We start from the raw sequence: 24003 nt of genomic DNA, 5'->3' as shown, positions 1-24003 counted from the left end.
GCGAAACAAGTGCGCGCGGCACGTTACACGGCGTTGTGTGTTGGGCTGCTCGACGAACCGATCTGTGTCGTGCCCGACAAGCCTAATGCGCGCTCGGGGCGATCTGTGCTGCGATGGATGTCGTGCCCGAATCGAACCACTCCGCCCCCGCCGCAGTCCCCGCTTCCGAGTCCGCCGCCGCGCGGCCGTTCGATCCCGCCGAAATCGCCGAATTGCGCCGTGTTGCAATCCATCTCGCACAGACCGCCGCCGCGCACGTGCGCGCCCGCCGCCCCGAGGTGTTCGGCGGCGGGAGCGCGGTGGACGCCGTGCAGGCCAAGAGCACGCCGACCGATCCGGTCACCGTGGTCGACACCGAGACCGAGCAGCTCGTCCGCCGGTTGCTGGCCGACCAACGGCCCGGTGAACAGGTGCTCGGCGAGGAAGGTGGGGGCAGTCTGGACGGCAGCGGCGCGGAGATCGTGTGGGTGGTCGATCCGATCGACGGCACCGTGAACTTCATGTACGGCATCCCGGCCTATTCGGTGTCGGTCGCGGCGATGCGTGCCGGGCGTTCGCTGGCCGGGGCCGTGGTGGATGTCGCGCGCTCGGTCACCTACAGCGCCGGACTGGGTGCGGGGGCCGAGCGCATCGAACCGGACGGTTCGCCGAGTGCGTTGCGCTGCACCGCCGTCGACTCGCTCGGCATGGCCCTGGTCGCCACCGGATTCGGCTACGGTTCGGCCCGGCGCGCCCGGCAGGGGAGCCTCGTCGCCGAGGTGTTGCCACATGTGCGCGACATCCGCCGCATCGGTTCGGCCGCGCTGGATCTGTGCATGGTCGCCTCGGGCCAGGCCGACGCCCACTACGAACACGGGCTCAACACCTGGGACTGGGCCGCGGGCGCGCTGATCGCCGCGGAGGCGGGGGCGCGGCTGGTGCTGCCCCCGCCGGGCTCGGTGAGCAAGACGGGGGAGCTGACGGTGGCGGTCGCGCCCGGCATCGCCGACGAACTGCTCGCGCTGTTCGAGCGCCTCGGGGTGACCGAGGCGATTCCGGAGAACTAGCAGTGCCCCCGGCGGGCGGCGTCGAGGAGGCTGGAGTCGATGCCCGGGCCGTTGGGGGCCGGGTTCTTCAGCGCCTTCAACACCTCCTCGGCGTCGTTGCCGGGGCGCAGGTCGTTGCCGAACAGCGAGCCCAGGGCCAGATCGACCGAATCGTCGGTGCGCTGGTCCTCGATCAACTCCGCGCAGGGCGCGATCAGCTGGACCGAGGCCGCGGCGGGGCGGCCTTTCACCCCGAAGCGGAGCTGACCGGTGCATTCCAGATCGCCGTTGACGTAGACGGGATCGTTGGCGAACACCGGCGGCGGCGGGCTGGCGAACCCGTAGTCGCTGAGCCGGGAGGCGATGTGCTCGGCCAGGCCGCGCTGACCCGACGCGTTGTAGACGCGCACCCGCGACTGGGCCAGCGGCGCGGGCTGGACATCGTGCAGGCGCGAGGAGGACACCCGCTGACCCAGCGGCGCGGGCTGCTGCGGCGCGTTGGGGTCCTGGGCGGGGGCCGGTGAGTTGCAGGCCATCGCCGCCTGGCTCTTACCCTCCGTCGTCAGCGCCTTGATCCACACGATCGCGCAGATCAGAGCCAGAATCGCGACCATGGCGACCCAGGGCTGGTAGCGGCGGCGCAGGAACGGCCGCCCCTTGTCGTCGACTGCGCTGCCTTCGGTGATCAGTGAAACCACACGCACACCTTACGAGTTGATCGGCCTCGATCGCGCATGCGGACGCCTGACGTGCCGATGGTGAGCTGGATATCGCCCTGGTAACGATTCCCCGCGCTGTGGGGCACGGAATGGCGATCACCGGCCGTGCGGGATGACGATTGCCTGTCGGTTTCGGATCGCTTGTGTTTTGATTGCGACTTTTGCCGCCCCGTCCGCTATTGTCTGGCGGCCCGATTCGAATCGACTGGTGTGAATCAGCAGATCGTTTTCGGGAACAACCAGGGCATGCCCTGCGTTGTCCGAGCGCGATCCGGTACGGATCCTCGAGATCTGGCCCGGTCGGCGGCCGGTGTACACGTGACGTACACCACGGCGGGGCGGTACTCGCCGAGCCGATTCCCGCCAGGAATCGGTGCGGAGGGAGCCGGTCCGGGATATACGGAGTAAGGACGAGGGGAAGACGACATGGCAACCGACTATGACGCACCGAGGCGCAGCGAAACCGACGACGTGTCGGAGGACTCGCTGGAGGAGCTGAAGGCTCGTCGCAACGAGGCCGCGTCCGCCGTCGTGGATATCGACGAATCCGATACCGCGGAGTCGTTCGAGCTCCCCGGCGCGGACCTGTCCGAGGAAGTGCTCTCGGTCCGGGTGATCCCGAAGCAGGCCGACGAGTTCACCTGCTCCAGCTGCTTCCTGGTTCACCACCGCAGCCGGCTCGCCAGTGAGGCGGGCGGTCAGTTGATCTGCATGGACTGCGCGGCCTGAGGGGCTCGGAACACCTTTCTACAAACGGGTTATTCGTCAGCCCGCGCTCGGTACGCCGAGCGCGGCCAGGACCCGATCCGGTTTGCGGGTACTGACCAGCCAGTACGGAGCCGGATCATCCGGGTCGTCCAGGACGAGTAGCACCATCGGTCCGATCCAGGGCCGGTGCTGTACATAGGCGGCGGGGTCGAGCTGGCGGCCCAGCGCCGCGCTCTTCGCGCTGGCGGGTACGGCAGTCGCCCGGGCCACATACGTTACCGGCAGATGCGCCCGGTCGGCGCGCAATTCCAGCGTTCCCGTCGCATCGCGGGCGACCTCCACCCGATGGCGGCTCAGCCACAGCAGGGCCCACACCGGAATCGGGAACAGCAGCACATACGGCAGCCAGGCCCGAATGCCCGGCGCGCCCATGTGGATCTCGGCCGCCAGCAGTCCGGTGATGGCCAGGCCGACGGGCCACCACCACAGCGGCACCCACAGGCGCTCGGTGTAGACGGGGGCGGTGGTTTCGGTGGGCTGCATGATCACCTGGGGAGACGGGTCGGACACGACATCAGACTAGGTCAGTACTCGACGACACGAACGCGTAGGCTCGCTGTACGTGACCGGTATTCCACCCATACAACTGCTGCGGCTCGATCCCGGCATCCCCGTGCCCACCCGCGCACACCCGGGCGACGCGGGCGTGGACCTGTGCACCACCGAGGACGTCATCCTGGAGCCGGGCGAGCGGGTGCTCGTGGGCACCGGGATCGCCGTGGCGCTCCCGATCGGCACGGTGGGCCTGATTCATCCGCGCTCGGGCCTGGCGGCCAAGACCGGCCTGTCGATCGTCAACACCCCCGGCACGGTCGATGCCGGATACCGCGGTGAGATCAAGGTGTGCCTGATCAATCACGATCCGCGTACCCCTATCGAGCTGCGGCGGGGCGACCGGATCGCGCAATTGCTGGTACAGCGGGTGGAACTGGTGGATTTCATTGAGGTCGATCGGCTCGACGAAACCTCGCGCGGCGCAGGCGGTTACGGCTCCAGTGGTGGCCACGCCAGTCTGGTCGCGCCGTCGGAGGCGGGTCCGGTCGGCAAGGAGGCATGACGATGTTCGGACGCAAGAAGAAGTCCGGTGACGACGATCGCCGGGGGCGCTACGACGAGTACGCCTATGACGACGAGGCCGACTACGACGAATCCGGCTACGACGAACCCGGATACGTGCGGCGCGGTTATGACGACGCATCCGCCGAGGCGCCGCGCAGCGGACCCTACGACTACGAGGACGTGGCCGATCTGGTCGCCGACGTCGCCGATCAGCGCCTGGATCTGGGTTCGGTGATCCTGCCGGTGCCCCCCGGCGGCCAGCTGCAGGTCGAGATGACCCCCGACGGCACGCCGCAGGCGGTGCACCTGGCCACCCAGCACGGGCGGCTCACCGTGGCCGCCTACGCCGCGCCCAAGTCGCCGGGCCAATGGCGTTCGGTCGCGGCCGATCTCGCCGAATCGCTGCGCGGGGACGGTGCGCAGGTCTCGATCCAGAACGGGCCGTGGGGCCGCGAGCTGCACGCCGTGACCGAGGGCGCGGATCTGCGCTTCATCGGCGTGGACGGCTATCGCTGGATGGTGCGCCTGGTCGCCGCGGGCCCCAGCGGCGCGGCCGACGAGGGCCAGCCGCTGGTGAACGCCGCGCGAGCGATCCTTGCCGAAACCATCGTGCGCCGCGGCGACGAGCCGCTGCCGGTACGCGAGCCGCTGCCGGTGGTCCTCCCCCAGGAACTGGCCGACCAGCTCATCGCGGCCCACCAGCAACAGCTGCAGGCCCAGCAGCAGGCCCTGGCGGCCCAGGCGGCCGCCGCCCAGGCCCACGCCACCGGCCAGTACCCCGCGGTACCCCCGGAGGAGCAGGGCCCGCGCCGAGGCGCCGAGGGCTCGGCAATGCAGCAACTGCGCCGGAACTGAACGGCTGTCCCCGCACCGCCCGCTGGGCGGACGGTGCGGGGAAATCGGAAGCTCGCGGACCGTGCGGGGAAATCGGACGCTTTTCGCCGGGTCAGCGGTGCACGGCGTGGCGGGGGAGGAGGGGGTGGAGGCCGCGGGTGCCGAGGATGGCGGGGTCGGTGCCGAGGTCGTCGAGGGTGATGCGGGTGAGGTCGGCGTGGGGGATGAGGTCGGTCCACTGTTCGGCTATGGGGAGGGGATGGACCGGGTCGTCTATGGCGGCGACGATCGAGGTCGGAACCGTCAGGGCGGCAAGGGTTTCGGGGGTGGGCCAGGGGTAGGCGGCGGCCTCGTCGAGGGCGGTGGGGAGGTGCGGCCACTGGGCGGTCCAGGATTGGGTGAGGGCGTCGCCGAGCCAGCGGGGGCTGCTGGCGCGCATGCGCTCGATCACCGGGGTCAGGCCGTCGGCGCGCAGTTGGGCCGCCGTGGCAGCGGCGCTCAGGGCGGCGGGACAGCGGCCGGTGTCGGTACCGGTCCAGGCGGGCAGTGCCGCGATCACCCCGAACACCGCTTCCGGATGGGCCACCGCCCACTCCACCGCGATGGCCGCGCCCAGCGAGATCCCGGCGGCCAGCACCGCGCCGGTGCGGGCGGCGGTGTCCAGGGCGGCGCGGCAGCTGTCCACCACCGCGCGCGGATCCGGCTCGACCGCCAGGAACGGCAGATCCAGTGCGGCACAGGCGGGTCCGAATGCGCGGCGCGCGAAATCGGCGTCGGACCCGGTGCCGGGCAGCGCGACGACGAGCGCGGGGCGGGGTAGGTCGGGCACGCGCCGAGCCTACGCGGCCGAAGGCGTGGTTCGCGGGAGGCGGGCGTGGGTAATCACAGTTGGTGCTGTTCACCGGACAGCGCGGTCCCGGGCCGCGTGGCGGGTCTCCGGGACCCCATCTACAGTTGGCGGTATACGGCCAATCGGCCGGTCGAGTGGTAACCCGACGACGTGCGACCCACGCCGTCAGCAGTTGCAGGAAGTGTTGGAAAAATGCCTTTCACGGGCAGGAACAAGGCGGGATCCGGCATCGCCGAAAGCAAGGCCGGCCCAGACAGTGGCTATTTCCGTCGACTGGGCCGCAGGCTGACCGCGGATCTGGATCGTCTCGACGCCGAGGAACTGGCCGAGACCTCCGAGGCGTCGGGCGCCTGTCAGGCGTCGGACTGCCGGCGTGGGGAGGAGGTCACCATGCTCGGGCGGCTGCGCAGCGTGGAAACCTGCCCGACCGCGTCCACCGGCGGACTCGAGGCCGAATTCTTCGACGGCACCGACGCGGTCGGCCTGGTCTGGATCGGACGGCGGCGTATACCGGGCATCGAACCCGGACGCCGTATCCTGGTTCGCGGCCGCATCGGGGAACGCGATGGCGCCAAGGTGATGTACAACCCCTACTACGAACTACGCGGGAACCTCTGACACCTATGCCGATACCCAGCAAGGACGACGGCGCCTCGGCCGACGATCAGCCGACGGCCGTGCTACCGGTCGCGGAGTCCGACGAACCCGCCGCCGAGGAGCGCGAGGAGGCGCTGGAACAGACCCTGCTGGAACAGCTGGGCGGCTTCAGCGGCTTGATCTACTCGACCCTGCCCGTGGTGGTGTTCGTCCCCGCCAACGCCCTCTGGGGGCTCACCGTGGCCATCTGGACCGCGCTGGGCGTGGCGGGCGCGATCCTGGTGTGGCGGCTGATCCGCCGCGATCCGATCCAGCCCGCGATCTCCGGCTTCCTGGGCGTGGGCGTCTGCGCCTTCATCGCCTACCGGATGGGCGCGGCCAAGGGCTTCTTCCTGTTCGGTATCTGGGCCAGCCTGGTCTACGGCGGGTTGTTCCTGGCCTCGATCCTGGTGCGCTGGCCGCTGGCCGGGGTGATCTGGGGCGTGCTCAACGGACACGGCAACGACTGGCGCTCCGACCGCCGCGCGCTGCGGCTCTACGATCTGGCCACCGCGGTCTGGGTGGTGGTCTTCGGCGCCCGCTATCTGGTGCAGCACCACTTCTACGACAACGACAGCACGGGCCTGCTGGCCGTGGCCCGGGTGGCCATGGGCTGGCCGTTGACCGCGCTCGCGCTGCTGGTCACGGTGTGGGCGGTCCGCAAGGCCGGACATCTGCCCGCCGCCTCCGCGCGAGCCTGAACCCCTTCGCGCCCTTCGCCGTACAGCTTTGTGTGCCCGCCTCCGCGGCGGCGATCGCTCGTTGGAGTGTGCCGCCGCGGCCGGGAGGTGGGGGTGAACCCACCCCTGGGGTGGCTATTGCGCGGGCCCGGAAAATCGCACGATTTTCGTGAGAACGAGATCGGGCGAAAGGATCCCGCAGTGGGTACCGACAACAACGCGGTGGCGTCGCAGGACCGGACCACGGGCCGCGGCACCCGGCCGGAGCGCCCGGGCGCGGTGAACTCCGAAAGCCGCCGGGCCGCCGCCGAGCTGGACCGGCTGATCGGACCGGCCGCCGCCGGTGACCGCCAGGCCGTCACCGAGATCGTCAAGATCGTGCATCCGCTGGTGCGCCGCTACTGTGCGGCCCGCATCGGCGCCGGTAACCATCTGCACGTCACCGCCGACGACATCGCACAGGAGATCTGCATCGCGACCGTGCAGGCCATCCCGCGCTATCGCGATCAGGGCAAGTCGTTCCTGGCCTTCGTCTACGGCATCTCCGCCAACAAGGTCGCCGACGCCTTCCGTCGCGCCCAGCAGCATCCGGCCTATCCGGTCGCGGAGTTCCCCGAGGAGGCCTCGCCCGCCGCGGGGCCCGAGGAGATGGCGCTGATGTCCGAGCAGCGCCGCGCGGCCCGCGAGCTGATGAAGGTGCTCGCCCCCGCGCATCGCGAGGTGCTGGTCATGCGAATCGTGTTGGGCTGGACCGCCGCTCAGACCGCCGAGGCCATCGGCACCAGCCCGGGCGTGGTGCGGGTCATGCAGCACCGGGCGCTGAACAAGCTGCGCGCCCAGTTGGCCGCCGCATCCTAGGCGACGTTCGAAACGTTGCCGCCCAAAGCCTTTCGCAGCTCGTCCTCGGCCTCGGCCGAAGTCACGAACAGCAGCTCGTCCTCGCCCTCCAGCGGATCGTCGGGCTGCGGGACGATCACCCGGCCGCCGCGCAGGATCGTCACCAGCGCCGCGTCGCGCGGCAGTGCCAGCGAGCGCACCGCCCGCCCGGCCAGCGGGGTGTCGGCGGGCAGCGTGATCTCGACCAGATTCGCCTGACCCTGCCGCAGCGTCATCAGCCGCACCAGATCGCCCACCGACACGGCCTCCTCCACCAGCGAGGCCAGCAGCCGCGGGGTGGACACCGCGACGTCCACGCCCCACGATCCGTCGAACAGCCACTCGTTGCGCGGATCGCTGACCCGCGCCACCACCCGCCGCACCCCGAATTCGGTCTTGGCGAGCAGGCTGAAGACCAGATTCACCTTGTCGTCGCCGGTCGCGGCGATGACCACCTCGTAGTCCTGCAGCCCGGCCTCCTCGAGCAGCTCCAGCTCGCAGGCGTCGCCGTGCACCCAGGTCGCCGCGGGGGCGGCCAGGGGATCGATGTGATCGAGACGACGCTCGAGCAGCATCACCTCGTGTCCGCCGCGCAGCAGTTCCTGGGCGATGGAGCGGCCGACGGCGCCCGCCCCGGCGATCGCTACTTTCACGACTGATCCTCGCTCGAAGGTGCGGTGGCGGCGAGGGCGACGGCCTCGCCGACGGAGCCGGAGGTGGCGGCGACGTAGACGACGTCATCGGCCTGCAGCACCGTCTTGTTGGTGGGCAGCACGCCCTGGCCGAACCGGATGAGGAAGGCCACCCGCGCACCGGTGGCGCCCTCCAGATCTCGCACGGTACGCCCGTACCAGTCCTCGTGCAGGGTGAGTTCGGTGACCGCGACCGTGCCGGTGGGATCGCGCCAGCTGCTGGTGGCCTCGCCGCCGATGATGGTGCGAAGGAACCGGTCGGTCGTCCACGGCACGGTGGCGATGGTCGGAATGCCCAGCCGCTCGTACACCGCGGCCCGCTTGGCGTCGTAGATGCGCGCCACGACCCGTTCCACGCCGAACGTCTCGCGCGCGACCCGGGCGGAGATGATGTTGGAGTTGTCGCCGGAGGAGACCGCCGCGAACGCGCCCGCCCGCTCGATGCCGGCCCGCTGCAGCACATCGCGATCGAAGCCCACCCCGGTCACCCGCTCACCGGCGAATTCCTTGCCCAGGCGCAGGAACGCGCTGGAATCCCGGTCGATCACCGCGACCTCGTGACCGATCCGGACCAGGGCGCGGGCCAGCGACGAGCCGACGCGGCCGCACCCCATGATCACTACGTACACCGTGTCATCCCCAATTTCGAAAACCGTGGTGTGCGGTCTGGTTCGTTATCCGCGCAACCGTACCCGCTGACAATCCTCCCAGCCACGTTCCCCTCCGGCGACCGCTCGAAACACCCTGGCCCCGCCGCTGTGTGGCGGTCGCCACTGAGCTTATGCTGGGCCGAGTGTCCAAGTTGACGACGGCCGTCAAACGCATGGTGGTCGGCCGCCCCTTCCGCAGTGATTCGCTGGGACATACCTTGCTGCCCAAGCGGATCGCACTGCCCGTTTTCGCCTCCGACGCGCTGTCGTCGGTGGCCTACGCGCCCGAGGAGATCTTCCTCGTGCTCTCGGCCGCGGGCCTGTCGGCGTATGTCTATGCCCCGTGGATCGGGCTGGCGGTCGCCGCGGTCATGGCGGTGGTGGTGGCCTCCTATCGGCAGAACGTGCACGCCTATCCGTCCGGCGGCGGCGATTTCGAGGTGGCCACGGTCAACCTCGGGCCCACCGCCGGGCTCACGGTCGGCAGTGCCCTGCTGGTGGACTATGTGCTGACGGTCGCGGTGTCGATCTCCTCGGCGGCGTCCAATATCGGGTCGGCGGTGCCGTTCGTGGCCACCCACAAGGTGTTGTTCGCGGTCGTGGCGATCGCGGTGCTGACCGCGATCAATCTGCGCGGTGTCCGCGAGTCCGGCAAGGCCTTCGCGATTCCCACCTACGCGTTCATGGTCGGCGTATTCGTCATGCTGATCTGGGGGCTGTTCCGGGTCGAGGTGCTGGGCGACCAGGTGCACGCGGAGTCCTACGGCTTCCAGCTCGACGGTGAGGAGTCGCATCTGGTCGGGCTGGCCTTCGTCTTCCTCATCGCCCGTGCGTTCTCCTCCGGCTGTGCCGCGCTGACCGGTGTCGAGGCGATCAGCAACGGTGTGCCCGCGTTCCGCAAGCCCAAGTCCCGCAATGCCGCCACCACGCTGCTCATGCTCGGCGTCATCGCCATCGCGCTGCTGCTGGGCATCATCGCCCTGGCCCGGCGGGTCGGGGTGGTCTACGCCCACAATGTGTCCGATCTGGTGGGCGCCCCGCCCGGATACGAGCAGAAGACGCTGATCGCCCAGCTGGCCAAGGCGGTGTTCGACGGCTTCCCGGCCGGGTTCTACTTCATCACCGTCGTGACCGCGCTGATCCTGGTGCTGGCGGCCAATACCGCGTTCAACGGCTTTCCGGTGCTGGGTTCGATCCTGGCGCAGAACCGGTATCTGCCGCGCCAGTTACACACCCGCGGCGACCGGCTGGCCTTCTCCAACGGCATCCTGTTCCTGTCGGGTGCGGCCATCGCGTTCGTGGTGCTGTTCGGCGCCGAGGTGACCCGGTTGATCCAGCTCTACATCGTCGGCGTGTTCGTCTCGTTCGTGCTGAGCCAGACCGGCATGCTGCGGCACTGGACGCGGCTGCTGCGTACCGAGACCGATCCGGTGGTGCGGCGGCGGATGGTGCGCTCGCGGGTGATCAACGCCATCGGCCTGACCATGACCGGCGCGGTGCTGATCATCGTGCTGATCACGAAGTTCCTGGCCGGTGCCTGGATCGCGATCGTCACCATGGCCGCGATCTTCGTGCTGATGAAGATGATTCGCAAGCACTACGACACGGTGGCCCGCGAACTGGACGAGCAGGAGTGGGACGGCGTCCTGCCCAGCCGCACGCATTCGATCGTGCTGGTGTCCAAGCTGCACCTGCCGACCCGGCGCGCCGTGGCGTACGCCCGCGCGACCCGGCCGGACGTGCTCGAGGCGGTGACGGTCAACGTGGACGAACCCGATACCCGGCAGCTGGTGCGCGATTGGGAGAAGAGCGGAATTCCGGTGCCGCTCAAGGTGATCGAATCGCCGTATCGTGAGATCACCAAGCCGGTGGTGGATTACGTCAAGCGGGTGCGGCGCAGCTCGCCGCGCGATGTGGTGACCGTGTTCATTCCCGAGTACGTGGTCGGGCACTGGTGGGAACAGTTGCTGCACAACCAGAGCGCGCTGCGGCTGAAGGGCAGGCTGCTGTTCGAGCCCGGCGTCATGGTGACCAGCGTGCCGTGGCAGCTCAGCTCCTCGGCCAAGGCGCGCCAGCCGCGCGATGTGAACGCCCCCGGCGCGGTGCGGCGCGGCTACGAGGAGCGCGTCTGATGTCCGAGAACGGCTGGGAGGGAAGACCTCTCGAACTGCGCCTGGGTCCACCCGGGCACGGCGGATTCTGCGTGGCGCGCCACGACGGGCGGGTGGTGTTCGTGCGGCACGGCCTGCCGGGCGAACTGGTGCTGGCCCGGGTGACCGAGGACCGCGGCGGCTCGTTCTGCCGCGCCGAGGCCGTGGAGATCCTGGAGGCCTCGCCCGATCGCGTGGAGCCGACCTGCCCGGTCTCGGGTCCGGGCGGCGCGGGCTGCTGTGATTTCGCCTTCGCCGCACCGGAGGCGCAGCGGGCGCTGAAGGCGGCGGTGGTGACCGAGCAGCTGCGGCGGCTGGCCGACTGGGAGACCGAGGTGGTCGTGGAGCCGATTCCGCCGGAGGGTTGCGGCGACGGGTGGCGGACCCGGGTGCGCCTGGTGGTCGACGCCGACGGTCGCGCCGGGGTGCATCGCTATCGCAGCACCGAGGTCATCACCGATCTGCGCTGCCCGCAACCGGTTTCGGGGGCGCTGGTCGGGATCGCGGAGCGCCGGTGGACGCCGGGCGCGGAGCTGGTGGTGGCCGTCGACGGGGACGGGCTGCGCCATATCGTCGAGCTGGAGCCGCCGCGATCGGGGCGGCGATCCGGCGGTGATCGGCGCACCACCGCCGCGCGCCGGGCCGCGGCGCACGGGCCGCGGCGCGAACGCGTGCTCGAGGGCAGCGGCCGGGCCGTACAGTACGTGGCCGGACGCCGCTGGGAGATCGCGGCGACCGGGTTCTGGCAGCCGCATCGTGGTGCGGCGCAGTGCTATTCGGATATCGTCGCCGACTGGGCCGACGCCGGTCCGGGCGCGCTGGCGTGGGATCTCTACAGCGGCGCGGGGGTTTTCGCCGCCCGGCTGGCCGAGCAGGTCGGGGCGGACGGCCGAGTGCTGGGCGTCGAATCGTCGAAACCCGCGGTGGCCGACGGCATCGCCGCGCTGCGCGACCTGCCCCAGGTCGACCTGCATGCCCAGCGCGTGGAGCGCTGGCTGGACGGCCGGATCGGTGGCGACACACCGCAGGTGATCGTCCTGGATCCGCCGCGTGCCGGTGCGGGCCGAGAGGTCGTCGCGGCCATGACCGCCTGCCTACCCGCCCGCATCATCCACATCGGCTGCGATCCAGCCGCCTTCGCCCGCGACATCGGCCTCTACCGCACCGCGGGCTACCGGGTCACCCGCCTACGCGCCTTCGACGCCTTCCCCGCCACCCACCACGTCGAATGCCTGGCCCTCCTGGAGCCCGCCTGACCGTCGCACCCCTTCCCGCCCTTCGCACCGGCTCTAGGTGCCCGTAAGGGGTGCGAAGCGCGAGAAGGAGTGCGGCGGCGTGGCCTCGCATACGGGTTCCGCTGGTTCGCGGCGCCGTGGCCCCGCCTTCGGTTCGGCGGGTTCGGGGTGGGGCGGTCGCTTCGGTCGCACCCTTTCTCGTGCTTCGCACTCCTTGTGGCTGCCCGCAACGGGTGCGAAGTGCGGGAAAGGGTGCGGCTTGGTTCGTTCGCGGCGGGGGGCGGTCAGGAGAGCTGCCAGGTGGCGCGGACGGTGGCGGAGACCTCGCTCTCGCCGTACTCGATCGGGACGGGGGCGGCGGCCTCGGCCTTGGCGGCCAGGAATCCGGCGTGATGCGGGATGGGGGAGGGGGCGGAGGTGTGCTCGGTGATCTCGAGGACCGGGCCCAACTTGCGGTCGGCGCGCAGGGCGTACTGCTCGGCCTTGGCCCGGGCGTTGTCCCAGGCGGCATCGCGGGCGCGGACCAGCAGCGCCTCCTGATCGGCGAAGGTGAGGTTCAGCCCGCCCAGGCGGACGTCGTCGCCGCCCGCGTCGACGGCGTGGCCGATGATCGCGGCGGGATCCGAATCGTCCTGGTCGGTGCGCAGCGACACCGTCAGCGAGGTGCTCGCCACATAGCCGGTGATGCGCGAGCCGCCGCCCTCGATCCAGGTGGTCTCGGTGTGCACCGACAGGCCGCTGGTGGCGATGTCGGCCGGGCGCACGCCGTCGGCGCGCAGCGCGGCGGTGACCGCGGCGGTGCGCTCACCGGCCCGGTTGTACGCCGAAGCGACTGTGCTGGCGCGGGTTTCGACGGATACGGTGACCTGCATGCGGTCGGGCGTGGCGGAGGCGGTGCCATGCCCGAGGGTGGTCACCGTGGCGGTGGTGGGGTGCTGGTCGGCGGTCACGGAAGTCCCTCCGGAGGCGAGAGTGGCTGCGGCACAGTGCAGCGCCCACCTTAGCGATCGGAGGCTATGTCGAGCCTCACATACCGGACCGATGCCGCAGGTGGGTTCCCATTCCCGTCATCGGCACCCTGTCAGGCTCCGTAGACTGTTCCAAACGACGAGCCATCCAGAGGGAGCGATAGCGGTGGGAGTTCTTTCCCGGGTCGATACGCCCGAGGACCTGCGCCGGCTGGCGGTACCGGAATTGCACGAGCTGGCGGAGGAGATCCGCGAGTTCCTGGTCCGCAAGGTGGCGGTGACGGGCGGTCATCTGGGTCCGAACCTGGGCGTGGTGGAGCTGACCATCGCGCTGCACCGGATCTTCGATTCCCCGGCCGACCCGATCATCTTCGACACCGGCCACCAGGCCTACGTCCACAAGATCCTCACCGGCCGCAAGGACAACTTCGACCGGCTGCGCAAACAGGGCGGTATGTCCGGCTATCCCAGCCGCGCCGAGAGCGCCCACGACTGGGTGGAGTCCTCGCACGCCTCGGCCGCACTGTCCTACGCCGACGGCCTGGCCAAGGCCTTCGCGCTGACCAAGCAGCGCCGCCATGTGGTGGCCGTGGTCGGCGACGGCGCGCTCACCGGCGGCATGTGCTGGGAGGCGCTGAACAATATCGCCGCCGGTCCGGATCGTTCGCTCATCGTGGTGGTCAACGACAACGGCCGCTCGTATTCGCCGACCATCGGCGGCCTGGCCGATCGCCTCACCGCGCTGCGCATGCAACCCGCCTACGAGCAGGCCCTCGACGCCACCAAACGCTTCGTGCAGAGCATTCCGCACGTGGGCGGTTCGGCGTATTCGATGCTGCACGCGCTCAAGACCGGGATAAAGGACGCGGTGGCCCCGCAGGAGCTGTTCAGCGACCTCGGGCTCAAATACGTCGGCCCGGTCGACGGGCACGACATCGTGGCCCTCGAGGCCGCGCTGCGCCGCGCCAAGGACTTCGGCGGGCCGGTCATCGTGCACACGGTCACCCAGAAGGGGCGCGGCTACCAACCGGCCGAGAATCACGAGGCCGACCAGATGCACGCGATCGGCGTGATCGATCCCGAGACGGGCGAGCCGATCGGCGGCAACACGGTTGGCTGGACCTCGGTGTTCTCCGACGAGCTGATCCGCCAGGGCGAGCTGCGCGACGATATCGTCGCCATCACCGCCGCGATGTCCGGGCCGACCGGACTTGCGCCGTTCGGGGAACGCTTCCCGGAGCGGATGTTCGATGTCGGCATCGCCGAACAGCACGCGATGACCTCGGCGGCCGGGCTGGCCCTGGGCGGGCTGCATCCGGTGGTCGCGATCTACTCCACCTTCCTCAACCGCGCCTTCGACCAGCTGCTGATGGATGTCTCGCTGCTGCGCCTGCCGGTGACCCTGGTGCTGGATCGGGCCGGTATCACCGGCGACGACGGCGCCAGCCACAACGGCATGTGGGATCTGTCGGTGCTGGGCATCGTGCCCGGCATCCGGGTCGCGGCCCCGCGCGACGCCGCCACCCTGCGCGAGGAACTGGCCGAGGCGCTGGCCGTGCACGACGGGCCGACGGCGCTGCGGTTTCCGAAAGGCGCGGTGGCCGAGGACATCACGGCCGTCGAGCGGCTGGACGGCGTCGACGTGCTGCGCATGCCCGAGGGCGCGTCGGTGCAGTCGGTGCGCGGCGATGTGCTGCTGGTCGCGGTCGGGCCGTTCGCGCAGACCGCGGTGCGGGCCGCCGAACAGCTCGCGGCCGAGGGGCTTTCGGTGACCGTGGTGGATCCGCGCTGGGTGCTTCCGGTGTCGGACACGATCGTCAAGCTGGCCGAGAACTACCGTCTGGTGGTCACTCTCGAGGACGGCGGGCTGCACGGCGGTGTCGGATCCACGGTCTCGGCGAAGCTGCGCGCGGCCGGTCTGGATGTGCCCGCCCGCGATCTCGGTGTGCCGCAACAGTTCCTGGATCACGCCTCGCGTGCGCAGATCCATCAGGAACTGGGTCTGACCCCGGTCGACATCGCCCGGCGCATCACCGGCTGGCTGGCGGGCAGCGCCTGATTTTTCTATCGATCCCCTAACCGTTCCCGAACGGTCTCCCAGCACTGGGCTCATACCGTCGACGGCGTTCGATCCACGGACGAGAGATCGTCCCCGAGCGCAGGAGTTGTGCCCATGTCGTTGTTCACTGTTCGCCGCGTGGTCGCCGCCGGTCTCGTCGGCGGTGCCGCCACCGCGGTGCTGGCGCTGCCCGCCGTGGCGAGTGCGCAGGCGCCGCTGTCGTCGGGCTCCGGATCGTCGGGACCGGCGATCTCCGGTCCGGTGATCGTGGCGCCGGTCGCCCCGGGTTCCCCGGCTCCCGACGGTTCGGGCACCGTGATCGTGACCCCGGACGGGCAGCGCGTGATCGGTGTCCCGGCCCAGCCACTCGCCCCGGGCGCCACCGTGGGCGCGCCGGGCCAGTGCCACACGGTCACCGGCCAGGACGCCCGGTTCTATCTCGAGCGCGACGGTGACCCTCGTCCCGATCGCACGCTCGTGATCTGCTCGCGGCCGTAGCCCGTCGCTATCGTCGAAATCGTGACGAGCAGCCGAGTATTGGTGGTCGACGACGACGCCCGCGTGCTGACCTCGGTCGCCCGCGGGCTGCGGCTGTCGGGCTTCGAGGTCGACACCGCCGCCGACGGTGCGAGCGCCCTGGCGGCGATCGCCGCGGACACCCCGGCGGCGATGGTGCTGGATCTGAACATGCCCCGGCTGGACGGCGTTCAGGTCGTCACCGCCCTGCGGGCGCTGGGCAACGAGATCCCGATCTGCGTGCTCAGCGCCCGCTCGGAGGTGGTCGACCGGATCGGCGCCCTCGAGGCGGGCGCGGACGACTACCTGACCAAGCCGTTCGACCTGGGCGAGCTGGCCGCCCGCCTGCGCGCCCTGCTGCGCCGCGTGCCCGCCCCCGCAGCCGATCCGGGCCGCATGGTCGTCGGCCCCCTGACGGTGCTGCCCGGCGCCCGCCGCGCCTACGTCGACGACCATCCGCTGCATCTCACCAAACGTGAATTCGACCTGCTGATGGCCCTGGCCGAGGCGCCCGGCCAGGTCCTCGGCCGCACCCAGCTGCTGGACCGCGTGTGGGGCTACGACTTCCACACCCAAACCAAGGTGGTGGATGTGTTCGTCGCCTACCTGCGCCGCAAGATCGAGGAGACCGGCTGCCCCCGTCTGATCCACACCGTCCGTGGCGTCGGCTTCGTCCTGCGAGCCGAACCATGACCGGCCGTCTGTCCCTGCGCACCCGCGTCGCCCTGGCCAGCGCCGCCACCGCCGCCCTGGTCGTCACCGCCATGAGCGCGGTCTTCTTCGCCCTGGCCCCCTCGGGCACCGAACAGCAGATGGCCACCGCGGTCCGCTCCCTGCGCCTGTCGGCCCCCGCCCCGAACCCCACCGCCCCCGAGCCCGCCCCGGCTCCCCTCGCCCCGGGCTCGGGTTCCCCCGGGACGGACCCGGCTGCCCCCGGGTCCGTCCCCGCTCCTCCCGCGCCCGGCGCCGCTTCCTCGGCACCGCCCCCGCCCGCCCCCGGCGCCATCGCCGCCCTTCCCGCCCCCGGCGCCATCGCCGCCCTTCCCGCCCCGGGTGTGGCTTCCCCTGACACGGCCCCAGCCGCCCCGGTATCCGTCGCCGCCCTTCCCACGCCTGGTGCGACGACCTCGGGGCCTCGCTCGGGTGCGTCCGGTTCGGTTGTCACCACGCCGAATTCGGTGGCCGCCTCGCCCGATGGAATTACCTCTGTTCCTGGTCCGACCGATCTCGAAGCCGGGCTCGGTGTGGCTGGGCAGCCGGTTCCGAATGGCGGTGCGCCGCGGTTCTTTCTCACCGGGGCGGGAGCCGGGGAGTCCGTTCCGGCGTGGACGTGGGATCTGCCCGCGGCGGTGGGGCATGGGAATACCGTTGTGGTCGCGGCGGCGATACCGCGGCAGGCGCTGGTGGATACCGTCGCGGCGCAGCGGCTTCGGATCGTGGCCGTGGGTGGTGGGGCGATCGCGGCGGCGGCCGCGCTGGGGTGGTTCTTCGCGCATCGGGCGGTGCTGCCGCTGCGGCGATTGACGGCCGCGACGAAGGGGGTGGGGACGCGGTTGTCGCTGGATGTGCCGCCGAGCCAGGGGAGCACGGAGACGGCCGAGCTGGCCGCGGCCATGAACCAGATGCTCGAGCGCATCGCCGCCGAGCGCCGCCACACCGCCGACGCGCTGGCCGCCGCACGGGATTTCGCGGCCACCTCGGCTCACGAACTGCGCACCCCGCTCACCTCCATGCGCACCGATCTGCAGGTGCTGCGCACGATGGATATGCCCGAGCCGGAGCGCCTGGGCATCCTCGACGACGTGCTGAGCACTCAGCAGTCGGTGGAGGACACCCTGGCGGCGCTGGAGCGGCTGGCGTTGGGGGAGCTGACCACCGACGACGACTTCGGCGACGTCGATCTGGACGAGCTGATCGATCAGGTCGTGGAGGACGCTCGCCGGGCCCATCCGGAGCTGACGATCGCCGCCGATGTCCCCGAGCCGCTGCGCATTCGGGGCCTGGCGGCGGGCCTGCGCAGCATCGTCGAGAACGCGGTCACCAATTCCGTCCGGCACGGCCGCGCCACCCGCGTCGACATCGACGCCCGGATCGCCGACGATACGGTCGAACTCGCCGTCGACGACGACGGCTGCGGCGTGCCGCCCGCGGATCGCGAGCGCCTGTTCGAGCGGTTCGCCCGCGGGGCCACGACCGCCGCGGGCAGCGGGCTCGGCCTGGCGTTGGTCGCGCAGCAGGCCCGATTGCACGGCGGCACGGTGTGTTTCGAGGACAGCCCGCACGGCGGCGCGCGCCTGTGCGTGACGCTCCGGGCGGGAGATCTCGTGGGCGGAACACACTGATCGACCTGGGCGGGTGTGACGCCCCACTGTCGGGACCGAACTATCGCCTAGTATCTGCCGCATACGGGACATCGGAAATCGGCCTGGCGAACAGATGTTTCGGAGGGTGATGGCACTGTGAACCGCCTACGCGTGCGGCGACGGATTTCCGGTTCCGTGGTGTTGTCGTTGGTCATCACCACCGGGCTGATATCGACCGCGCCCGGTGGCGCGGATCCCCTGTGGCCGCCGGAGGTCCCGACGCCCCCGGCGGCGGTGGCCGATTATCCGTTCACGGTGAACGTGAATGTGCCGGATGGGAACGAGGGTTATATCTTCTACAGCCAGGCCGTCTTCTCGCCACAGGTCCCCGGGTTACCGCAATCGCGGCACGCCAACATCATCGCGACCAAATCCGGGAAGGTGGTGTGGAGTCGGCTCGCGCCGCCGGGGCAGTTCATGGCCAACTTCCGGGTGTCCGAACTGAACGGGAAACCGGTGCTGACCTGGTTCCAGGGCGTGAACGAGGACCAGCACGGATCCGGCGTCAATTACATCGCCGATCAGAACTACAACGTCATTCGCACCTTCACCCCGGCCAATATGAAGTCGGATATGCACGAGTTTCGGATCCTGCCGGACGGCCGGGCGTTGGTGACCGCGTACGTGCGAGTTCGGGCCGATCTCACCTCCATCGGCGGACCCGTCGACGGCGAAATGTACGACTGCGTCGCGAACATCATCGATCCGATGACCGGCAGGACCCTGTTCCAATGGAGCGCCCTGCGACATATTTCGGTCAGCGACACCTACGTACGCGCGGGATGGATGGCGGGTAGCAAGATTCCCGATCCCTACCACATGAATTCCATCGACCTGGACCCCCAGGGCAACCTGCTCATCTCCATGCGGCACACCTCGGCGGTCTACAACGTCGACCCCAGGACCGGCAATATCAATTGGCAGCTCGGCGGTAAACGCTCCTCGTTCACCCTCGGCCCCGGCGTGGAGTTCGCCTTCCAGCACGACGCCGAACCGACCGGCCCGAACTCGATCCGTTTGTTCAACAACAACTCCCAGGCCATTTACAACAAGGGCTACACCAGCTGGCAATGGATCGACCTCGACCACGCCACCCGCACCGCCACCCTGGCACGCAATCTCATCCATCCCGACGGCCTGGTGAGCTTCGCGATGGGCAATGTGCAGGGCCTGCCCAACGGCTACAGCTTCGGTAGCTACGGCACCGCGACGCACATCTCCGAATTCTCACCGACCGGCGAAATGGTGTTCGACGCGACTCTGACCGCCCCGAGCTACCGGGCCTACTTTCAGCGGTGGCCGGGTGCGGTGGCCCCGGCCGGTTCCCGATAGCGGCCGCGCTAGGACGCCGGAGGGAACAGAGCCTCCGCCAGGCGCGGCACCGCCAGCTCGCGTTGCCACGGCCGGGCTCCGCCGGACTTCAGGAAGTCGTCGATCGCCTGCTCCGGATCGTCGGGTCTACCGCCGGAACGGAATTCGGGCAGCCCGTCCCAGCACAGGCGGCGCACCAGATCCGGGGTGAGCAGATTCTCCACCGGGATCGTGTAGCGACCGGACAGGTCGGCCATGGCGGCGCGGGCGGCGGTCAGGCGCCCGGCGGCCTCGGGATCACGGCGCTCCCAGCGGTTCACCGGCGGCGGGCCGTCGTAGGGCTGGGTCAGGGTCGGCAGCTGGGATTCCGCCAGGGCGCGGGCGCGTTCCACGGCACCCAACCACTCCCGCGAGTAGCGGCGCTGGCGCGGGCCGCCGAACACCGGCAGAGCGCGCAGCTGCGCCACGGATTTCGGATCCGCCTCGGCGGCCGCGATGATCGCCGAATCCGGCAGGATCCGCGCCGGGGCCACATCGCGGCCGCGGGCCAATTGATCGCGGGTGTTCCACAATTCGCGCACGATCGCCAGCTGGCGGGTGCGGCGCAGGGTGTGGATGCCGGAGGTGCGCCGCCAGCGCTCGGCCTTGGGCGGGCCCGGTTCGCTGGTGCGGACGTGCTCGAATTCCTGTGCCGCCCAGTCCGTCTTGCCCTGCTCCGCCAGCACCTCGGCGACCGCGTCGCGCAGTTCCGGCAGCAATTCGACGTCCAGGGCGGCGTAGTTGAGCCAGTCCGCGGGCAGCGGCCGGGTCGACCAGTCCGCCGCGCCGTGACCCTTGCGCAATTCGCGGCCCAGCAGCTTTTCGACCATCGCGGCCAGGCCCACCCGCTCGAAACCGGCCAGCCGACCGCCCAATTCGGTGTCGAACAGCCGCGCGGGCCGCAGCCCCAGCTCGGCCAGGCCGGGCAGATCCTGATCCGCGGAGTGCAGCACCCACTCCAGCTCGTTGATCACCTCGGCCAGCGGCGTCAGCGCCCCGTCCACCGGGATGGGGTCGATGAGCACGGTGCCCGAACCCTTGCGCCGCAACTGGATCAGATAGGCGCGATTGGAATACCGGAAACCCGAGGCGCGCTCGGCGTCCACGGCGAGCGGACCGCTGCCGGCGGCCAGCCGCTCGGCGGCGTCGGCGATCTCCGCCGCGGTGTCCAGTACCGGTGGCACGCCGTCGGCAGGTGTCAGTAGGGGGACGGCCGTGGCATTCCCCCCGACCCCACCCGGGAAATTCTCGGACTCGTCGGGCATAGCCCAGAACTTTACGTTGCGGTCAGAACCGGTCGTCGGCAATCTGCGGACGCGGCCTCAAATGAGTAATGCCCGCGGGTGGCAAACCCGCCGCATAGGCCAGAACTTCGCAGAATGCCTCCACATGCGGTCCGAGTCGTGTCGATCCCACCGTCCACGAGGCCCGCAGCTCCAGTTGATAGGCGCGCGGCGGTCCGGCGATGTCGCCGTAGCGGACCGAACTGGTCGAGGTGACCGTCCCACCCAACGCGGTGAACGATTCCCCCCGCGATTCCAGCGCGTCCACCAGCCAGCTCCACGCGACCTCCGGTAGCAGCGGATCACCCGCCAGGGCGGCATCGATATCGGCCTGGATGTACGCGACGAGCCGGAATACGCCGTGCCAGGCCTCGTGCCCGTTCGGGTCGTGCAGCAGGATCAGCCGTCCGAACGCGTCCCCCTCCGAATCCACCGGAATCACATTCGTGTCCGGATGTTTCACCTCGGCCCCGATAGCGTATGAATAGGGGGCGAGGCGTTGCGGCGGCCGGATCGGTGCGAGCTCGATCCGAGGATGCACGGATGCGGTGCCCATCGCATCGACCGCGGCGCGAAACTGGGCGGGTTCGCTGTCGGGGCCCGGGGTCGGTGCGGCGCCGTCGCGGAAGTCGAGCGGTGTCACGTCTGTGAACCTAAACCCGAACGCCATCCCGCGTGCGGAGGCGCGCGGTGTCGAGCTCGATGTTTTCGCCTTATTGCGTCGGGCCCGACCTCCGGGCGATCCGATGATCTTGGCGAGCGCATACGATGGCCGTGATGAGCACTCCTACCCGCCGCCGGTTGTCCGATGCGCCGTTTCTCGCTGCCGCCACCGGCGGCACGCCCAGGCGGCGTCCCGTTTGGTTCATGCGGCAGGCCGGGCGGTCGTTGCCCGAGTATCGGGAGGTGCGGGCCGGGGTGGGGATGTTGGAGTCCTGCTTCAACCCGGAGCTGGTGTGTGAGATCACCATGCAGCCGATTCGGCGGCACGGGGTGGATGCGGCGATCCTGTTCTCCGACATCGTGGTTCCGCTGAAGGCGGCGGGTATCGATCTGGATATCGTGGCGGGGGTCGGGCCGGTGGTGGCTCAGCCGGTGCGTACCACCGACGACGTGCGTGCCTTGCCGCGGTTGCGGCACGAGGAGGTGGGTGCGGTCGCCGAGGGGGTGCGGCTGCTGGTCGGTGAGCTGGGGGATACGCCGCTCATCGGATTCGCCGGGGCCCCTTTCACACTCGCCTCCTATCTTGTCGAGGGCGGGCCGAGCCGCCACCACGAGCGCACCAAGGCGATGATGCTCGGCGCTCCCGACACCTGGCACGCTCTGCTCGGCGCGCTCACCGACATCACCATCGAATTCCTGCGCGCCCAGCTGGCCGCGGGGGTGGACGCGCTGCAGCTGTTCGACTCCTGGGCCGGTGCGTTGTCGCTGGCTCAGTACCGCGACTACGTGCTGCCGCATTCGGAGCGGGTGTTCGCCGAGCTGGCCGCGGCGGGGGTGCCGCGCATCCATTTCGGCGTCGGCACCGGGGAGCTGCTGGGCGCGATGGGCGAGGCGGGCGCGGATGTGGTCGGCGTCGACTGGCGGGTGCCGCTGACCGAGGCCGTGCGCCGGGTCGGTCCCGGGAAGGCGTTGCAGGGCAACCTCGATCCGGCCACCCTGTTCGCGGGGACCGACGTCGTCGAGCGCGAGGTCCGCCGCATCGCCCACGAGGCCGACGAGGCCCTGGCCCTCGGCGCGACCGGCCACATCTTCAACCTCGGCCACGGCGTGCTGCCCGATACCGATCCGGGTGTGATCACCGCCACGGTCGAGTTGATCCACAGCCTGCCCGCCCCGCTGTGACCAGCGGCCGCCGGTCATCGGGCCGGGGGTAGGTTGCGGACAGGTGGCGATGGCGCGGGACGAGGAGCGGGTGATGCGGGTCGCGGTGGTCGGTGGCGGGATCAGCGGACTGGTGGCGGCGTATCGGTTGCGGGCGGCGCTGGGAACCGAGCTCGAGCTGACCCTGGTGGAACGGGCCGAGCGGATCGGCGGAATTCTGTACACCGGTGAGATCGGCGGGGATCCGGTGGATCTGGGCGCCGAGGCCTTCGTGGGCCGACGGCCCGAGATCCCGGCGCTGCTGCGGGAATTGGGTCTCGAGGACCAGCTGGTGTCTCCGGCCGGGCTGCGCCCGCTGATCTGGTCGCACGGTGCGGCGCATCCGCTTCCCGAGCGTACCCTCATGGGCATCCCCGCGGGTCCCGAGCCGGTCGCCGAACTGGTCGACGAGGCGACGCTGGCCCGGATCGCCGACGAACCGAACCGGCCGCTGCGCTGGCGACGCGGCGGCGACGTCTCGGTCGGGGAACTGGTGGCCGACCGGTTCGGCGAACAGGTCGTGCGCCGCAGCGTCGATCCGCTGCTCGGCGGCGTATACGCCGGGCTCGCCGACACGATCGGCGTGCGCGCCGCCCTGCCCACCCTGGCCGCCGCGCTCGACGACGGCGCTGCGAGCCTGACCCGGGCCGTCGCCGACGCCCTCCCGCCGCCCTCGACCGCACCGGTGTTCGGTGGCATCCGCGATGGATACCGCGTCCTGCTCGACGCGCTGCTCGACGCCGCCGCGCCGAAGCTGTGCACCGCAACGGCCACAACGACTCTGGCGCGCACCACCCACGGCTGGCGGGTGGACCCGGTCGGCGAGGTCGACGCCGTGATCCTGGCGACACCCGCCCCGGTGACCGCGCGACTGCTGGCGACGGCCGCACCGGAGGCGTCTCGCGCGGCCGCGCACATCCAGCTCGCCTCCTCCGCCGTGGTCGCCCTGGCCCTGCCCGCCGACACTCCGCTGCCGCACAATTCCGGCATCCTCGTCGCCACCCGGGAACCCCTGCGCGCCAAGGCGTTCACCCTGTCCAGCCGCAAATGGACCCATCTGGCCCAGCGCGAAATCGCCCTGGTGCGCGCCTCGTTCGGCCGTTTCGGCGACGACGCCCCGCTGTCGTGGTCCGACGACGAACTGATCAGCGCCGCCACCGCCGATCTCGCCACCGTCACCGGCCTGCGCATCGAGCCCATGACCGCGGTGGTCCAGCGCTGGCGCGGCGGGCTGCCGCAGTACGCACCCGGCCACGTCGACCGCGTCGCGGCGATCGAGGCCGCCGTTGCCGAACTGCCCGGTCTCGCCGTCGCGGGCGCATATCTGCACGGCGTCGGCGTCCCCGCCTGCGCCGCCACCGGAACCGCTGCGGCACAACGGATTCTCGGCTCCCGGCCCTGACTCGCTCCCCCACTCGATGTCATGG

At 70.5% G+C, this 24003-nt stretch carries 24 protein-coding genes; 16 read left to right on the top strand and 8 right to left on the bottom strand.

What is annotated here, in order from left to right; translation table 11 throughout:
- Positions 1-113 precede the first annotated feature (113 nt).
- Positions 114-1046 (top strand): inositol monophosphatase family protein, encoded by a 933-nt coding sequence (locus tag NDR87_RS14565; protein WP_251911917.1) that lies wholly within the window; start codon positions 114-116, stop codon positions 1044-1046.
- Here NDR87_RS14565 and cei read toward each other — a convergent pair.
- Positions 1043-1723, bottom strand: a complete 681-nt coding sequence (gene cei / locus NDR87_RS14560; RefSeq protein WP_251911918.1) for an envelope integrity protein Cei — start codon at positions 1721-1723, stop codon at positions 1043-1045. The two genes, NDR87_RS14565 and cei, sit on opposite strands and share 4 nt — an antisense overlap.
- A gap of 447 nt (positions 1724-2170) precedes the next feature.
- Between cei and NDR87_RS14555 the strand changes: the two genes are divergently transcribed.
- Positions 2171-2473, top strand: coding sequence for a DUF4193 domain-containing protein (locus NDR87_RS14555; RefSeq protein ID WP_251911919.1), 303 nt, complete (start codon positions 2171-2173; stop codon positions 2471-2473).
- A gap of 36 nt (positions 2474-2509) precedes the next feature.
- Here NDR87_RS14555 and NDR87_RS14550 read toward each other — a convergent pair whose 3' ends face one another.
- Positions 2510-2995, bottom strand: a complete 486-nt coding sequence (locus NDR87_RS14550; RefSeq protein WP_251912627.1) for a DUF3093 domain-containing protein — start codon at positions 2993-2995, stop codon at positions 2510-2512.
- A 79-nt stretch (positions 2996-3074) separates the two neighbouring features.
- Between NDR87_RS14550 and dut the strand changes: the two genes are divergently transcribed.
- Positions 3075-3569: a dUTP diphosphatase gene (dut, locus tag NDR87_RS14545; RefSeq protein WP_251911920.1), complete on the top strand. Its 495-nt coding sequence runs from the start codon at positions 3075-3077 to the stop codon at positions 3567-3569.
- Between the two features lie 2 nt (positions 3570-3571).
- Positions 3572-4426 carry a DUF3710 domain-containing protein gene (locus NDR87_RS14540; RefSeq protein ID WP_251912628.1) on the top strand — a complete coding sequence of 285 codons (855 nt, stop codon included), beginning with the start codon at positions 3572-3574 and terminating at the stop codon, positions 4424-4426.
- 91 nt (positions 4427-4517) lie between these two features.
- On the opposite strand, the gene NDR87_RS14535 is transcribed toward NDR87_RS14540, so the two are convergent.
- The gene (locus NDR87_RS14535) at positions 4518-5234 is read right to left on the bottom strand and encodes an alpha/beta fold hydrolase (RefSeq protein ID WP_251911921.1); all 717 of its coding nucleotides are present in this window, start codon (positions 5232-5234) and stop codon (positions 4518-4520) included.
- Positions 5235-5447: 213 nt separating this feature from the next.
- Here NDR87_RS14535 and NDR87_RS14530 point away from each other — a divergent pair, with 213 nt between their 5' ends.
- From NDR87_RS14530 to NDR87_RS14520, 3 genes are all read left to right on the top strand, one after another.
- A complete protein-coding gene (locus tag NDR87_RS14530; protein WP_251911922.1) occupies positions 5448-5873 on the top strand; it encodes an OB-fold nucleic acid binding domain-containing protein in 426 nt (141 codons plus the stop codon).
- A gap of 5 nt (positions 5874-5878) precedes the next feature.
- Positions 5879-6592 (top strand): DUF3159 domain-containing protein, encoded by a 714-nt coding sequence (locus tag NDR87_RS14525; RefSeq protein ID WP_251911923.1) that lies wholly within the window; start codon positions 5879-5881, stop codon positions 6590-6592.
- Positions 6593-6850: 258 nt separating this feature from the next.
- Positions 6851-7429, top strand: coding sequence for a sigma-70 family RNA polymerase sigma factor (locus tag NDR87_RS14520; protein WP_251912631.1), 579 nt, complete (start codon positions 6851-6853; stop codon positions 7427-7429).
- Here NDR87_RS14520 and NDR87_RS14515 read toward each other — a convergent pair.
- Positions 7426-8100, bottom strand: a complete 675-nt coding sequence (locus tag NDR87_RS14515; protein ID WP_251911924.1) for a TrkA family potassium uptake protein — start codon at positions 8098-8100, stop codon at positions 7426-7428. The genes NDR87_RS14520 and NDR87_RS14515 overlap by 4 nt on opposite strands.
- Positions 8097-8768 (bottom strand): TrkA family potassium uptake protein, encoded by a 672-nt coding sequence (locus NDR87_RS14510; protein WP_251911925.1) that lies wholly within the window; start codon positions 8766-8768, stop codon positions 8097-8099. The genes NDR87_RS14515 and NDR87_RS14510 overlap by 4 nt, the downstream gene beginning before the upstream one ends.
- A gap of 164 nt (positions 8769-8932) precedes the next feature.
- Here NDR87_RS14510 and NDR87_RS14505 point away from each other — a divergent pair, with 164 nt between their 5' ends.
- Both NDR87_RS14505 and NDR87_RS14500 read left to right on the top strand, forming a co-directional pair.
- Positions 8933-10921, top strand: coding sequence for an APC family permease (locus NDR87_RS14505; protein ID WP_251911926.1), 1989 nt, complete (start codon positions 8933-8935; stop codon positions 10919-10921).
- Positions 10921-12195: a class I SAM-dependent RNA methyltransferase gene (locus NDR87_RS14500; RefSeq protein ID WP_251911927.1), complete on the top strand. Its 1275-nt coding sequence runs from the start codon at positions 10921-10923 to the stop codon at positions 12193-12195. The genes NDR87_RS14505 and NDR87_RS14500 overlap by 1 nt, the downstream gene beginning before the upstream one ends.
- A 263-nt stretch (positions 12196-12458) precedes the next feature.
- Here NDR87_RS14500 and NDR87_RS14495 read toward each other — a convergent pair whose 3' ends face one another.
- Positions 12459-13124, bottom strand: coding sequence for an SIMPL domain-containing protein (locus tag NDR87_RS14495; RefSeq protein WP_251911928.1), 666 nt, complete (start codon positions 13122-13124; stop codon positions 12459-12461).
- 184 nt (positions 13125-13308) lie between these two features.
- On the opposite strand from NDR87_RS14495, the gene dxs reads away from it, so the two are divergent.
- The 5 genes from dxs (at position 13309) to NDR87_RS14470 (ending at position 19412) form a co-directional block, all read left to right on the top strand.
- Positions 13309-15201 carry a 1-deoxy-D-xylulose-5-phosphate synthase gene (gene dxs, locus NDR87_RS14490; RefSeq protein WP_251911929.1) on the top strand — a complete coding sequence of 631 codons (1893 nt, stop codon included), beginning with the start codon at positions 13309-13311 and terminating at the stop codon, positions 15199-15201.
- Positions 15202-15315: 114 nt separating this feature from the next.
- Positions 15316-15699: a hypothetical protein gene (locus NDR87_RS14485; protein ID WP_251911930.1), complete on the top strand. Its 384-nt coding sequence runs from the start codon at positions 15316-15318 to the stop codon at positions 15697-15699.
- Between the two features lie 21 nt (positions 15700-15720).
- Entirely contained in the window at positions 15721-16410 is a 690-nt protein-coding gene (locus NDR87_RS14480) for a response regulator transcription factor (protein WP_308212091.1), read from the top strand.
- Entirely contained in the window at positions 16407-18059 is a 1653-nt protein-coding gene (locus NDR87_RS14475) for a HAMP domain-containing sensor histidine kinase (RefSeq protein WP_251911931.1), read from the top strand. Before NDR87_RS14480 ends, NDR87_RS14475 begins: the two co-directional genes overlap by 4 nt.
- 156 nt (positions 18060-18215) lie before the next feature.
- Positions 18216-19412 (top strand): arylsulfotransferase family protein, encoded by a 1197-nt coding sequence (locus NDR87_RS14470; RefSeq protein WP_251911932.1) that lies wholly within the window; start codon positions 18216-18218, stop codon positions 19410-19412.
- An 8-nt stretch (positions 19413-19420) separates the two neighbouring features.
- On the opposite strand, the gene NDR87_RS14465 is transcribed toward NDR87_RS14470, so the two are convergent.
- The gene (locus NDR87_RS14465) at positions 19421-20695 is read right to left on the bottom strand and encodes a ribonuclease D (RefSeq protein WP_251911933.1); all 1275 of its coding nucleotides are present in this window, start codon (positions 20693-20695) and stop codon (positions 19421-19423) included.
- A 22-nt stretch (positions 20696-20717) separates the two neighbouring features.
- On the bottom strand, positions 20718-21356 hold the full coding sequence (locus NDR87_RS14460; RefSeq protein ID WP_308212090.1) for a DUF3000 domain-containing protein: 639 nt from the start codon (positions 21354-21356) through the stop codon (positions 20718-20720).
- Positions 21357-21481: 125 nt separating this feature from the next.
- Between NDR87_RS14460 and hemE the strand changes: the two genes are divergently transcribed.
- Together hemE and NDR87_RS14450 are read left to right on the top strand one after the other, a co-directional pair.
- Complete coding sequence (gene hemE / locus NDR87_RS14455; protein WP_251911934.1) at positions 21482-22558, top strand: uroporphyrinogen decarboxylase; 1077 nt, start codon at positions 21482-21484, stop codon at positions 22556-22558.
- A gap of 73 nt (positions 22559-22631) precedes the next feature.
- Positions 22632-23978 (top strand): protoporphyrinogen oxidase, encoded by a 1347-nt coding sequence (locus NDR87_RS14450; protein WP_251912635.1) that lies wholly within the window; start codon positions 22632-22634, stop codon positions 23976-23978.
- Positions 23979-24003 lie beyond the last annotated feature (25 nt).

This window comes from Nocardia sp. CDC159, assembly GCF_023740735.1.
Lineage (GTDB): Bacteria > Actinomycetota > Actinomycetes > Mycobacteriales > Mycobacteriaceae > Nocardia > Nocardia pulmonis.
Note: the sequence above shows the minus strand (reverse complement) of the source record. Positions and strands in the feature narration are given on the sequence as shown.

Excerpts from the sequence above, each read along its gene's own strand:
- NDR87_RS14465 (WP_251911933.1), bottom strand. The coding sequence starts at position 20,695 with ATGCCCGACGAGTCCGAGAATTTCCCGGGTGGGGTCGGGGGGAATGCC.
- NDR87_RS14530 (WP_251911922.1), top strand. The coding sequence starts at position 5,448 with ATGCCTTTCACGGGCAGGAACAAGGCGGGATCCGGCATCGCCGAAAGC.
- NDR87_RS14450 (WP_251912635.1), top strand. The coding sequence starts at position 22,632 with ATGCGGGTCGCGGTGGTCGGTGGCGGGATCAGCGGACTGGTGGCGGCG.
- NDR87_RS14475 (WP_251911931.1), top strand. The coding sequence starts at position 16,407 with ATGACCGGCCGTCTGTCCCTGCGCACCCGCGTCGCCCTGGCCAGCGCC.
- NDR87_RS14500 (WP_251911927.1), top strand. The coding sequence starts at position 10,921 with ATGTCCGAGAACGGCTGGGAGGGAAGACCTCTCGAACTGCGCCTGGGT.
- hemE (WP_251911934.1), top strand. The coding sequence starts at position 21,482 with ATGGCCGTGATGAGCACTCCTACCCGCCGCCGGTTGTCCGATGCGCCG.
- NDR87_RS14485 (WP_251911930.1), top strand. The coding sequence starts at position 15,316 with ATGTCGTTGTTCACTGTTCGCCGCGTGGTCGCCGCCGGTCTCGTCGGC.
- NDR87_RS14550 (WP_251912627.1), bottom strand. The coding sequence starts at position 2,995 with ATGCAGCCCACCGAAACCACCGCCCCCGTCTACACCGAGCGCCTGTGG.
- NDR87_RS14555 (WP_251911919.1), top strand. The coding sequence starts at position 2,171 with ATGGCAACCGACTATGACGCACCGAGGCGCAGCGAAACCGACGACGTG.
- NDR87_RS14540 (WP_251912628.1), top strand. The coding sequence starts at position 3,572 with ATGTTCGGACGCAAGAAGAAGTCCGGTGACGACGATCGCCGGGGGCGC.
- NDR87_RS14525 (WP_251911923.1), top strand. The coding sequence starts at position 5,879 with ATGCCGATACCCAGCAAGGACGACGGCGCCTCGGCCGACGATCAGCCG.
- NDR87_RS14565 (WP_251911917.1), top strand. The coding sequence starts at position 114 with ATGGATGTCGTGCCCGAATCGAACCACTCCGCCCCCGCCGCAGTCCCC.